At 64.8% G+C, this 12,039-nt stretch carries 14 protein-coding genes; 6 read left to right on the forward strand and 8 right to left on the reverse strand.

The window, feature by feature from the left end:
• Positions 1–7: 7 nt before the first annotated feature.
• From EKH81_RS05475 to EKH81_RS05485, 3 genes are read left to right on the forward strand one after another with little or no spacing between them, the layout of a single operon-like run.
• The gene (locus EKH81_RS05475; protein ID WP_132056967.1) at positions 8–1,099 is read left to right on the forward strand and encodes a geranylgeranyl reductase family protein; all 1,092 of its coding nucleotides are present in this window, start codon (positions 8–10) and stop codon (positions 1,097–1,099) included.
• A gap of 2 nt (positions 1,100–1,101) precedes the next feature.
• Complete coding sequence (locus EKH81_RS19255) at positions 1,102–1,260, forward strand: hypothetical protein (RefSeq protein ID WP_202935067.1); 159 nt, start codon at positions 1,102–1,104, stop codon at positions 1,258–1,260.
• A gap of 50 nt (positions 1,261–1,310) precedes the next feature.
• Positions 1,311–1,763, forward strand: a complete 453-nt coding sequence (locus tag EKH81_RS05485; RefSeq protein WP_132056969.1) for a CBS domain-containing protein — start codon at positions 1,311–1,313, stop codon at positions 1,761–1,763.
• Between the two features lie 13 nt (positions 1,764–1,776).
• Here the strand turns inward: EKH81_RS05485 and EKH81_RS05490 are convergent, their stop codons facing one another.
• Both EKH81_RS05490 and EKH81_RS05495 read right to left on the reverse strand, forming a co-directional pair.
• Positions 1,777–2,517 (reverse strand): SDR family oxidoreductase, encoded by a 741-nt coding sequence (locus EKH81_RS05490; RefSeq protein ID WP_132056971.1) that lies wholly within the window; start codon positions 2,515–2,517, stop codon positions 1,777–1,779.
• Positions 2,518–2,650: 133 nt separating this feature from the next.
• Positions 2,651–3,556 (reverse strand): PhzF family phenazine biosynthesis protein, encoded by a 906-nt coding sequence (locus EKH81_RS05495; protein ID WP_132056973.1) that lies wholly within the window; start codon positions 3,554–3,556, stop codon positions 2,651–2,653.
• Between the two features lie 120 nt (positions 3,557–3,676).
• Here EKH81_RS05495 and EKH81_RS05500 point away from each other — a divergent pair, with 120 nt between their 5' ends.
• The 3 genes from EKH81_RS05500 (at position 3,677) to mtnP (ending at position 5,928) form a co-directional block, all read left to right on the forward strand.
• Positions 3,677–4,387 (forward strand): phosphoribosyltransferase, encoded by a 711-nt coding sequence (locus tag EKH81_RS05500; RefSeq protein WP_132056975.1) that lies wholly within the window; start codon positions 3,677–3,679, stop codon positions 4,385–4,387.
• A gap of 396 nt (positions 4,388–4,783) precedes the next feature.
• Entirely contained in the window at positions 4,784–5,041 is a 258-nt protein-coding gene (locus tag EKH81_RS05505) for a hypothetical protein (RefSeq protein ID WP_132056977.1), read from the forward strand.
• Positions 5,042–5,073: 32 nt separating this feature from the next.
• Positions 5,074–5,928, forward strand: coding sequence for an S-methyl-5'-thioadenosine phosphorylase (mtnP, locus tag EKH81_RS05510; RefSeq protein ID WP_132056979.1), 855 nt, complete (start codon positions 5,074–5,076; stop codon positions 5,926–5,928).
• Between the two features lie 220 nt (positions 5,929–6,148).
• Here the strand turns inward: mtnP and EKH81_RS05515 are convergent, their stop codons facing one another.
• The 6 genes from EKH81_RS05515 to EKH81_RS05540 form a co-directional block, all read right to left on the reverse strand.
• Complete coding sequence (locus EKH81_RS05515; RefSeq protein WP_162224502.1) at positions 6,149–7,264, reverse strand: segregation and condensation protein A; 1,116 nt, start codon at positions 7,262–7,264, stop codon at positions 6,149–6,151.
• Complete coding sequence (gene smc, locus EKH81_RS05520; RefSeq protein ID WP_132056983.1) at positions 7,257–10,838, reverse strand: chromosome segregation protein SMC; 3,582 nt, start codon at positions 10,836–10,838, stop codon at positions 7,257–7,259. The genes EKH81_RS05515 and smc overlap by 8 nt, the downstream gene beginning before the upstream one ends.
• 21 nt (positions 10,839–10,859) lie before the next feature.
• Complete coding sequence (locus EKH81_RS05525; RefSeq protein ID WP_238392126.1) at positions 10,860–11,165, reverse strand: DUF7518 family protein; 306 nt, start codon at positions 11,163–11,165, stop codon at positions 10,860–10,862.
• Between the two features lie 86 nt (positions 11,166–11,251).
• On the reverse strand, positions 11,252–11,503 hold the full coding sequence (locus EKH81_RS05530; protein ID WP_132056987.1) for a KEOPS complex subunit Pcc1: 252 nt from the start codon (positions 11,501–11,503) through the stop codon (positions 11,252–11,254).
• A 4-nt stretch (positions 11,504–11,507) separates the two neighbouring features.
• Positions 11,508–11,642, reverse strand: coding sequence for a DNA-directed RNA polymerase subunit P (locus EKH81_RS05535; RefSeq protein WP_132056989.1), 135 nt, complete (start codon positions 11,640–11,642; stop codon positions 11,508–11,510).
• Positions 11,639–11,920 carry a 50S ribosomal protein L37ae gene (locus tag EKH81_RS05540; protein ID WP_132056991.1) on the reverse strand — a complete coding sequence of 94 codons (282 nt, stop codon included), beginning with the start codon at positions 11,918–11,920 and terminating at the stop codon, positions 11,639–11,641. The genes EKH81_RS05535 and EKH81_RS05540 overlap by 4 nt, the downstream gene beginning before the upstream one ends.
• Positions 11,921–12,039: the final 119 nt, after the last annotated feature.

Genomic DNA, 12,039 nt, shown 5'->3' on the forward strand with positions numbered 1-12,039 from the left:
GCAATCAATGTACGACTTCGTCGTGGTCGGAGCGGGTCCCGCCGGGTCGCGGTTCTCGCGCCGGGCGGCCGAGCGAGGGTACGACGTGCTGGCGCTCGAACGCGGGTCGGTCGGCGAACCGCTCGCGTGCTCGGGCCACGTCAGCACCGACATCTGGGGGTTCACGCCCGAGGGCGCGCGAGAGGACCTCCTCCAGAACGAGGTGTACGGCGCGCGATTCCACGTCGGCGGGCCGGACAGCGACGACTACCCCTTCTACAAGCGCGAGGTGGTCTCGAACGTCATCGACCGGGTGGGTCTCGACCGCCACCTCGCCGAGGCGGCCCGCGAGGCGGGCGCGGACCTCCGGGAGAACCACAGCGTCTCGACGGTCGAAGAACACGCCGACCGGGTGGAAGTCACCGCGACCGGGCCGGACGGCACCGAGACGTTCGAGGCCCGGATGGTCGCGGGATGCGACGGACCCGTCTCGCGGGTCCGTCGCGAACTCGGCCTGCCCGAACCCGGCGAGAAGCTACAGGGCGTCCTCGGATTCAGCGCGGAGGACGACCCCGGCGACTTCGTTGACGTTCACCTCACCGCGCCCCGATTCTTCGCGTGGCGCATCCCCCGAAGCGACGCCGGAGTCGAGTACGGTCTCGCGGCCCCGCCGGGTTCGGAACCCGGCGCGAAGGAACTGTTCGAGGAGTTCACGGCGGAGTACGACATCGAGACCGGGGAGTTCTGCGCGGGCATGATTCCGGTCGGCCCGGCCGACTCGGTGACGAGTCGGCGCGGCTTTCTGATTGGGGATGCGGCGGCCCAGACCAAGCCCTTCACCGGCGGCGGGATTCTGTACGGCATGACCGCGGCCGACCACGCCGCCCGCGAAATCGACCCCGAGGACCCTGCAACGCTGGCAGACTACGAGACGGCGTGGCGCGACGATTTGAGTACGGAGATACGACTGGGTCACTGGATTCGAAAGTGCTACTCGCTTCCCGAGGGCGTCCAGAAGGCGGGACTGTCGGCGTTCTCGGGCGAAATCGGCGTCCACATGGACAAGCCGAGTTCGTTCTTCTCGAAAGAGCATCTGACCAAGTTACTCTCTCGTTCGTAAAAATGACCAGTTCAGAATCGGACGAAACAACGAGCTCGGGCGACGAAACGCCGGACCGCAAGCACTGCGAAACCCTCGACCTCGAAACGCGGACTCGGGAGGAGGAATGGGGCGAGGAAGCGTTCCGTGATGCAGGTGAGGCGACGTTCGGAAGCCAGTAACCGCGACTGCGACCCAAACAAAAACGTACCCTTCGCACCACGTCTCGACCATGCTCGTTCGAGACGCGATGACGACCGACGTAGTGACCGTCGAGACCGACGACTCGCTCCAGCAGGCGGTCGGCCGGATGCTCCGCGAGCGCGTCGGTAGCGTCGTCCTCAAGCGAGACGGGACGCCCGTCGGAATCGTGACCGAGACCGACGCGCTGAAGGTGGGCTACCTATCCGAGCGACCGTTCACCGAGGTTCCGGTCTCGAAGGCGGCCAGCGACTCGCTGGTGACCACTACCCCAGACACGACCATACGCAAGGCGGTCCGGACGATGCACGAGAAAGACGTGAAGAAACTCCCCGTCGTGGAGTCGATGGAAATCGTCGGGATGCTGACGATGACCGACGTGGTGCGCGAGCAGGAGGAACTCATCGACGAGGCTCACCGACTGGAGCAGGGTCGACAGGGCTGGTCGCCCGAACAGGAGCGGTGGAATCTAGACAACTACTGAGCCCTCTCGCTGCTCACACCTTCTCGGGCAACCACCCGCCGTCCACTTCGATATTCTCCCCACTTATATATCCGCTCTCGTCCTCCAAGAAGAACAGCACCGCCTGCGCAATATCGCCGAACCCCGCCGGGCGACCCCGCGGCAGGTCGTCGGGAAATTCGTCGGAGTTCTCGACCACGTAGGGCGACACCGCGTTTGCGGTGATGCCGTCGTGTTGGGTGTCGCTCGCCAGCATCCGGGTGAACATCAGCACGCCCTGCTTGGCGATGAAGTACGGCGCGTTCTTCGCCGACATCAGTCCCTTCTCGGAACTCGCGTAGCCGATGTTCACGATTCGGCCCCACCCACTTTCGCGCATCTTCGGCAGGGCGCGCTTACAGCAGAGGTAGGTGCCGTTGACGTTCGCCTGGAGGACGGTGTTCCACTCCTCGAACGAGATGTCTTCCCAGTGGCGGGGCGCGAACGGGCCGACGTTGTTGACCAGCACGTCCACCGGACCGAGGTCTGCCTCGACCGCTTCGAACATCGCGTCCACGTCGTCGGGGTCGCCCACGTCTCCCTGCACGGTGGTCGCCGCGGGCGCGCCGCGCTCACGGGCCGTCTCGGCGACCTGCTCGGCGGCGTCCGAACTCGACCGGTAGTGGACTGCGACCGACGCGCCGCATTCTGCGAGCGCGAACAGGAGTTCCCTGCCGACGCCTTTCGCGCTCCCGGTCACCAAGGCGGTTCGCCCGTCCAAATCGGGTCGTACCATGCTCGGGCGTTCGGACTCCGGACATATCGGTGTTGAGGCTTCGATTGGCCGAACGGCTCCGAGTCGCGGAGCGACTCGGAGCCGTGAAAGCGACTTCGAGGACCGAAAGCGACCGACCGAAACCCGGCGGGAGTTACACCTCGATAATCTCGTCCTCGTCGTCGCGCTCGGGGACTCGGAGTTCGCCGTCGAGTGCGGTCGCGGCCCGCCCGCCGACCTGCACTTCGTCGCCGACGCGGACCTGAACGTAGCCCGGCCGGTCCACGAAGTGACCCTGCTCGAAGCGCATCTCGTCGGGGAACTCCCCGTCGAAGGCGCGGTACTCCCGAAGGTACGCCCCGCACGCGCCGCTCGCGGTACCGGTCACGGGGTCCTCCGGAACCCCGGCGGCGGGCGCGAACATCCGGCCGTGGAGCGTCGAGTCGGCTCCGAGCGCGTCGAAGGTGAAGGCGTAGATGCCCGCCGCCTCGACCTCCTCGCTGATGGTCTCGATTGCGGAGAAGTCGGGGTCCATCGCGCTCACGTGTTCGAGGAAGTTCACGGGGACCACGAGGAAGGGCAGGCCGGTCGAAGCGACCGCGAGCGGAAGGTCCGCGCCCACGTCTTGGAGCGCGGCGTGGTCGATGCCGAGCGCGCCCGCGATTCGCTCGTAGTCGAGGTCCACCCGTCGAATCTCGTGGTCGTCTTGGGTCATCCAGACCGCGCCGTCCTCGCGAATCTCGATGTCGAGGACGCCGACGTTGGTTTCGAGGGTGTGGGTTCCGGGTTCGACGACGCCATCTTCGAGCAAATGGGCGTGGGAGGCGATGGTGGCGTGGCCGCAGAGGTCCACCTCGGTCGTGGGCGTGAAGTACCGAATCCGCCGGTCGGCGTCGTCGCTCTCGCGGAAGAAGGCGGTCTCGCTGACCGCGAGTTCGTTGGCGATGGCCTGCATCTGTGCGTCGGTCAGGCCGTCGGCGTCGGGAACCACTCCGGCGGCGTTTCCGGCGAACGGTTCGTCGGTGAAGGCGTCCACTTGGAGGGCGCGTCGAGTTCGCATGGATGGTCCGACGAACTCGACGCCCATAGCAGTTGGCGTGTCGGCCGTGTCGAGCCACCGAATCTCGCGAGACCCACCTGTAAACCGTTAAGTGTGCTGCGGTGCGAATCGCAAGGTGAAATGAGCGAACTCCCCGACGAGTTCAAGTGCACGATTACCAACTGGGAGTACATCTACGGACTTTGTCGCGGTGTGAGCGACCAGGTCAAGCGCGACTCGTTCGAACCCGACGTGGTCGTCGCGCTGGCCCGCGGCGGGTGGTTCGCGGGACGGTGTATCTGTGATTTCCTCGGTCTCGACGACCTCACCAGCCTCAAGATGGAACACTACGTTGGCACCGCCCAGAAGACCGGCGACCCCGAAGTACGCTACCCGATGCCCGAGGGGAGCGTCGAGGATAAGGACGTCCTCATCATCGACGACATCGCCGACACCGGCGGGTCCATCGAGCGCGCCTACGAGTACGTCACCGACCGCAACTCCGGCGAAGTTCGGACCGCAACGCTCCAACTCCTCCAGACCAGCGAGTTCGAACCCGACTACATCGGCGAGCGTCTTGAGGAGTGGGCGTGGGTCGTCTACCCGTGGAACTTCATCGAGGACATGATAGACCTCACCGCGGGCGTGATGGGGAAAGCCGACGGCGAGACGTTCACGACCGACGAGATTCGCCACCACCTGAGCGAGTACCACGACATCGAGCGCATCGAGATGGAAATCGCCCAACCCGACCGGATGGACGAGGTGCTGAACGAGATGGCTCGCCGGGGAGTGTTGGAGAACGAGGATGAGGCGTGGCGGTTAGTGGAGAACGACAGTGCGAACCCCTGACGAAGGGGCTTAGCCGTCCCGATTTCTCACTGTTCTCTTCCCCGAGATTCAAATACGAGGGCGGGACCAACTCGGTGCGAGTGTATGCACGAGCGAGTGCCCGACTGGCTAACACAAGTGGTTCGTGGAATCATCGCGGGAAAGGATTGGTTTCTCAGAAAACTGCAAGAAGCTCCGCTTCCCGCCCGTATCGGCGGTTGGATACTCTTTCAGGCGATTCTGTTTAAACTACAACCACGGCTATGGCGTGGTTTGGTTTCGGTCGTCGAGGCAATTAGTCAAGTCCAGAGCTTCGATTTTCGAACGCAGTTGCTGTTCGTGATACTCGGACTTCTCACCGGTCAAACGGCCACAGTAATACTGAAACTTATGAGCATCGAGGATGTACTCAGAAACATGACCAATCCCGCCAAGCAGTCGCCGGAACCGATAGCCGACGGCGGTTCTAACGTAGACTGGGACGATGTAGATGGTGGCACTTCCGGCATCGGAGGCGTCGGCGGCGCGTTCGCTGGTGCGGCGTTCGGGTCGGTTTTCGGTCCCGCCGGGACAATCGGGTTCGCGGTTTTAGGTGCGATGCTTGGCGACGAATACGAAAAGCGCGAGCTAAAGCGACGCCACGCCATCATCCACGGCCCAGAGTCGAAAGGATAGCCGTTTAGTACCCACCGACGCGACTGTAAGCCATGACGATTGGTTTTATCGGCGGAAGCGGAATCTACGACGCGCTACCGCTCGAAGACACCCGCGAGGAGGAGATTTCGACGCCCTTCGGCGACCCGAGCGCGCCCGTCACCATCGGCCGACTCGCCGGGGAGGAGGTCGCGTTCCTGCCGCGCCACGGCCCGGACCACCAGCACACGCCGACCAACGCGCCGTACAAGGCGAACATCCACGCGCTCAAGCAGGTCGGTGTCGAGCGCGTGCTGTCGAGCAACGCGGTCGGGAGCCTCCGCGAGGGCCTGCCGCCCCAGACGCTCGTCGTCCCGGACCAGACGTTCGACCGGACCAAGCACCGCGACTCGACGTTCTTCGGCGACGGCATCGTGGTCCACATGCCGTTCGCAGAACCGTACTGTCCGCATATGGTCTCGCACCTCTCCGAGTCGTGTGAGGTCGCCACCGACGCGGAGTGCGAGGAGGGCGGCACCTACGTCTGTATCGAGGGCCCGCAGTACTCGACCCGCGCCGAGAGCGAGTTCTACCGCGACCAAGGCTGGGACGTCATCGGCATGACGACGATTCCCGAAGCGAAGTTGGCCCGCGAGGCCGAGATGTGCTACGCGACGGTCGCGGGCGTCACCGACTACGACGTGTGGAAGCGCGACAGCGAGGTCACGCTCCAGGAAGTGCTGGAGAACGCCGCCGAAAACGAGGACGCAATCAAGGAAGTCGTCGAGCACGCGATTCGAAATCTGCCCGACGAGCGCGACTGCGACTGCGGGCACGCACTGGAAGGGACCATCAACACGCCGACTGAGGCGATTCCCGACGAGACCCGCGAGCGCGTCGATGCGTTCGTCGGCGAGTACCTCGACTGAGCGGTCCTCGCTTCGTCCGAGCGACCGCTGCGGACCTTCTGGTCTCGACGCCACTCGCTCAAACTACCTGCCGCGGACGTATTCGAGCGCCTCCGCGAGGGTCTCGCGGTCTACCCGCCCCTCGGTCTCTTCGAGGCGCTCGCGGAACCGTTCCGGTGTCATGTGTTAACATACTACTCGACTGCTGATAAGCGTGTCGCCGACGCCGCTCACTCCCGAATCAGTCCGCGAGCGTCTCCGTCTCCGGGTCGTCGGCGTCCGCGTCCGTCGCGTCGTCCACCGAGTCGGGGTTCCGGACCCACAAATCCCCGAACAGGTCGTCCTGTTCGAGGACGACCGTCTCGCGGTGGGACAGAAAGAGCAGCGCGAGGAACGTCTCGATGCGAGACCCGCCGACAGTCTCGATTTCGGCGTACAGCACCTCGGTCCGCCCGGCGTCGTAGTGGGTGTCGAGTTCCGCGCGCACGTCGTCGATAACCACCTCGATGTCCTCGGCGTGGGCGGTGCCGGTCACGTCGTCGGCGGAGGGTTCGTCCTCGATTCGCATCGCGTCGTCGGCCCGGTAGTCGAGGGTCTGGGTGCCGCGCTGGAACCCCTGGGGCGACCCGGAGGTGTCGTAGCTTCGGGACTCTTTCCACCACGACCCCCGTTCGCGCTCGCGGAGTTCCCGGACGAGTTCGTCCAAGGTCTCCGGGCTTCCGCGCGCAGTCTTGCGGTCGAGTCGGCGCTCCATCTCGGCTTCGAGCTGGTCGATGGGGTCGTGGGCCGGGAAGTCGCCCTCGGTCGGTGGCTCCATCCCTGGCTCCCACTCGTCCCACGCCTCCTCCTCGACTTCCTCGTCGTCGTCGGCGAGCATGGCGTCGCTCTTCATCCGGAGGAGGACGCTCGCGTAGAACAGCGCCCGGCCCGACGTTCGGAGGTCGGCGGCGTCCAGGCGGTCGAGGAATTTGTCGGTCACCGTCACGATGTCGATGTCCCACGGCTCGATTTCGCCGTCCTCGGCCAACTGGACGAGGAGTTCGACCGGTTCGGCCTCGTCGTCCGCGTCGGGAGCGTCGGCGGCGACTTCGTCGAGGATTCCCGACTCCTCGGCTTCTCGCTTGCGCTTTTCTTCCTCGTGGCCTGCGATGTTGAGCGGGACGCCACCGTCGGAGCGAAGCTCCGACGAGCCTCGACTCGCTCCGCTCGCCGAGACGCCGTCAGAGCGAAGCTCCTCGCTGCTCGCGGGTCGTCGCTGCGCTCCTCCCCGCTCGCCGTTCCGAGATTCCTCCCGAAAATCGCTGCTCGCGGCTTCGCCGCTCGCGTTTCGAGACTCCTTCGGAGTCTCGCTAGTCATCGGCGGGCACCTCGCCATCCCTCTCGCCTAACTGGATACCCGTCACGGTGCTCACGTTGTCGCCCTGCATCGTCACGCCGATGGCGCGCTCGGAGCGCTCCATCATCGCCGACCGGTGGCTCACCACGATGAACTGGGCGTCGCCCGCGAGTTCGTCCACCATCTCGCCGACGCGCTCGGCGTTGGCGGCGTCGAGGAAGGCGTCGATTTCGTCGAGCGCGTAGAACGGCGCGGGGTTGTACCGCTGGATGGCGAAGATAAAGGCGAGCGCGGTCAGGCTCTTTTCGCCCCCGCTCATCGCGTCGAGGCGCTGGATGGGCTTGTCTCCCGGTTGGGCCTTCATCGTGAGGCCGCCGTCGAAGGGGTCGGCTTCGTCTTCGAGGTGGAGGTCGCCGGTCCCGTTCGAGAGGCGCTCGAAGATGTCCTGAAACTGGTCGTCGATGGCCTCGTACGCCTCCATGAAGGTGGCGCGCTTCTGGTCCTCGTAGGAGTCGATTCGCTCGCGGATGCCCTCGCGCTCCTCGACGAGGACGGCCTTTCGGTCTTCGAGGTCGTCCAAGTCGGCCTTCACGTCGTCGTACTCCTCGATGGCGAGCATGTTCACCGGTTCGAGAGCTTCCATCTGGCGTTCGAGTCGCGCGATGTTCTCCTCGACCGAATCGAGGTCGGGAATCTCGTCGGCGTCGTACTCGCCCACCTGTTCTTCGAGTTCAGCCACGTCGGCTTCGAGGCGGTCTTCGGCCCGGCGCAGGCTTTCGAGCCGATTCTGGACCGACTCGACCTCCGACTTCTTCTCGTCGCGCTCCTGTTGGGCCGCCCGGAGGTCGTCTTTGAGGTCGGTGCGCTCGTCTTTCAGTTCCGCGAGTTCGTCTTCGAGTTCGGCGACCGCCTCGCGCTTATCTTCGAGGAGCGACTCCTGGTCTTCGACTTTCCCCTCCAACTCCGCAATCTTCTCTTCCTGTTCGGCCTTGCGGTTCTGGGCGGCTTCGATGTCGTCGTGGAGGTCCTCGATGGCGTCCTCGGCGTACTGCTTCTCCAACTGGAGTTCGTTGAGTTGGCCGTCGAGGTCGTCTATCTTGTCCTCCAAGTCGTCGATTTCGGCCTCGATGTCGTCGGCCTCCGCGGTGAGTTCGGGAATCCGCGAATCGGCGAGTTCGTCTTCGAGTTCCGCGATGTCGTCTTCGACCGCCGCAATCGCCTCCTCGCGCTCGTCGATTTCGGCTTCGAGGTCCTGCATCTGCTCGTTGACCGCCTCGCGGTCGGCCGCCATCGATTCGAGGTCGGCTTCGAGGTCGGCGATGCGCTCGCGCACCGAGTCGAGTTCGCCTTCGGTGCGCTCGATGTCGCCCTCGATGGACCGAACTTGGTCGGTGGCGTCGCTCTTGCGGTCGCGCGCGTCGTCAAGTCGGCCCTCCACGTCGCGTACGTCCTCGCGGACGGACCGGCGCTCGTCCTCCAGTTCGTTGATTCGCCGGGCGACTCGCTCCAGTTGGCCCTTGCCCGACTTCGAAAACGAGTAGCGCGAGCCCGACTTCGACCCGCCGGTCATCGCGCCGCTCTTCTCGACCAGTTCGCCCGAGAGGGTCACGAGCCGGTAGTCGCCCATGAAGTCCCGCGCCGTCTCGATGTTCTCCACGACCAGCGTGTCGCCGAGGACGTACGAGAAGATGCCCGAGTACTGCGAGTCGAACTCCACGAGGTTGTACGCGAAGTCCACCACGCCCGGCGCGTTCGGGGCCGACGGGAGATTCCGGTTGTGCATCTCGGTCATCGGCAGGAAGGTCGCCCGGCCCGCGTTCCGAGATTTGAGGTACTCGATGCACGATTGGCCCACGCCGTCGTCGTCCACCACGACGTTCGCCATCCGGCCGCCAGCCGCGGTCTCGCACGCGGTGGCGTACTTCTCGGAGACGCCGCCGAGTTGGCCGACCGTGCCGTGGACGCCGGGCTTCTCGGCGTTCAGCACGGTCGAGACCGCCCGGCCGTACGACGAGTCGCCGGTCTCGTCGGCCTTCGCCTCCAGTTGGGCGTACTCGCTCTGCTTGGCTTGGAGTTCGTCCTCGACCGAGTCGAGGTCGTCCTGAAGCCCGCGCTTCTCCTGTTTGAGGTCCTCGACCACCTCGTCTATCTGGGCGCGATTCCGCTCTGCCTTCGCGAGTTCGTCTTCGAGGTCGTCGAGCTTCGATTCGAGTTCGGGAATCCGCTCGCGGGCGTCGTCCAACTCGGCTTCGGTCTCGGTCTCGGCGTTCGACCGCCGACGCGCCTCGTCGAGCAGGCGGTCGTTCTCGCGCTGGAGGTCGTTCTTCTCGCTCTTGAGGTCTTCCAGTTCGGATTTCTTCTCGGCGAGTTCTGCCTTCACCTCGTCGTACTCGGTGTCGATGGCGTCGATTTCGGCCTCGATGTCCGCCAACTCGGATTCTTTCTGCTGGACGTCGGCTTTCACCGACGACTTCTCGATTTTGATGTCCCGAACGTCGCCCGCGAGTTCGTCCACCGTCTCCTGCTTGCGGTCGATTTCCACGAACGCCTGCCTGCGAGTGTTCTCGGCGTCCTGAATCTTCTCTTCGGCGGTGTCGATGGCGTCTTCGAGCCGCGAAATCTCGCCCTTGACCTCCTCGATTTCGCTCTTAATCGCGAGCTGTTCGTCCTCGCCCTTCCGCTCGATTTCGGCGTTGAGTTCTTCGAGGTCGTCTTCGAGTCGGATGACCTTCCCCTGTTTCTCGTCCAACTCGGTCTGGAGCGCGGCGAGTTCGTCTTCGCGCTCGTCGATGTCCTCGCGAGTGTGGCTGAGGTCGTCGCGCTTCTCTTCGAGTTCGGCGGCCCGGAGGTAGCCCTCGTACTCCTCTTTCTCGTCGCGCAGGCCTTGATATTCGAGGGCGGTCTCGCGCTCGTCTTCCAACTGTTCGAGGCGGTCGCGCTTCTCCTCGATGCGGAGTTCGGCCTCGTCCACCCGGTCTTTGACGACTTCGAGTTCTTCGAGCGCGTCGGCCTTCTTGGCGTCGAACTCAGCGACTCCCGCGATTTCGTCGAGAATCTCGCGGCGCTCGAACGGGGTCATGTTGATGATTTCGGTCACGTCGCCCTGCATGACGACGTTGTACCCCTCGGGGGTGACGCCCGCCTGAGCGAGCAGGTCCTGGATGTCCGAGAGGTTCACCGACCGTCCGTTGAGGTAGTAGTAGGAGTAGTAGTTGTCCTCGGTCTCCTTGACACGGCGCTTGATGGTGATTTCGTCCACGTCGCCGACGCTCTCGGTTCCGGCGGCGTTGACCACCTGCGCGCGCTCTACGGTCCGGTCGGCGTTGTCGAGGACGACCTCGACGCTGGCCTCGCGCGAACCGCTTCGCTCCTCGCTCCCGTCGGCGTGGCCGGGGTTGTAGATGAGGTCGGTGAGTTTCTCGGCTCGGATGCCCCGCGTCCGGGCGAGACCGAGCGCGAACAGCACGCTGTCGATGATGTTGCTCTTTCCGGAGCCGTTCGGACCGCTGACCGTCGTGAAATCCTCGTAGAACGGGATTTCGGTCCTGCGACCGAAGCTCTTGAAGTTGTCTAGGACGAGCGTTTTGATGTGCATGGTTGCTCGTGGCGGGCCGCGCTACGCGACGATGATGTCGTCGCCCAGCCCGGAATCGTCTTCCGTCTCGTCTTCTGTCTGGGTCTCGTCGGTCTTAGACTCGTCGTTTTCGGGTTCGGGAGCGCGAGACGCGCTCTCAGACGCGGCCGAACGCGCCGACTCGTCCGAGCGCGCCGACCCATCCGAACGGTCGGCGCGCTCGGACGACTCCAGCGTTTCGAGTCGGTCGTTGACTTCGACTAGCTCCTCGGTCAGTCCCTGCACGGTCGCTTCGAGTCGGTCCACCTGCGCTTCGAGTTCCTCGACTCGTTCGTCCGGGTCACTCATTATCTGTGAACCCCCACGGAAGGACCATAAACGTACGTCAGACGAAGTCAATAACTTTGACACTTCTGCCCCGGAATCCCGCGATATTACACCGCTTCGACGGTCCGCTCGGCCACCGACACCAGCGACTGCCACGTGTTGCATCCCGCTCGGAGCGCCACGAGGTCGTCGGCGGCGACTCGGACGACGACTGCCGACTCGTCGCGCTCGACGGTCGCCACCGAGCGGTCACCACCGATTTCTCCCACCTCCTGAGAAACTGCGCGGGCCACGACGCGAGCGCGCGCTGGCGTCTCGTACTCGAATCGAAACGCGGCGTCGTGGGGTCTCTCGCCCATCCCGCTAATTGACTTCGACTTCCTTCACGTCGCGGCTTCGCTCTTTCAGCAGGACGCGGTGGCCGCAGTAGGGACACCGGACCCCGCCGTACTCGTCGAGTTCGACGTCGCGCTTACACCGCGAACACTTGTAACTCATTCTTCGTCGTCTGCGAGCGCGGCGCGGATGGACCGCGTGACGGACTTACCCGCGGGCGTCTCGGGGCGGTACGTGCCGCCGGCGAACTTGTAGTCGCACTTGCCACACTGCCAGATGCCGGTGCCCTGTCGGTCCACGGTCGTGGACCCGCACTCGGGACAGGCGTGGTCGTCGTGCATGTCGCTCTCGATTTCGGCGACGCGCTTGCGGGCGACCCGCCCGTATCGCGCGCCGAACCGACCGGCGCTCCCGGTTCGGCTCTGAGTGTCTTCGGCCATAGTACTGCGAATTTACTCCGGCGCGCTGATAAAGGCTTTGAGTCGTGGGGGGGGGGGGGGGGGGGGGGGGGGGGGGCCCCCCCCCCCCCGGGGGGGGGGGGGGGGGGGGGGGGGGGGGG

It is taken from the genome of Halorussus amylolyticus, from assembly GCF_004143485.2.
Taxonomy (GTDB): domain Archaea; phylum Halobacteriota; class Halobacteria; order Halobacteriales; family Haladaptataceae; genus Halorussus; species Halorussus amylolyticus.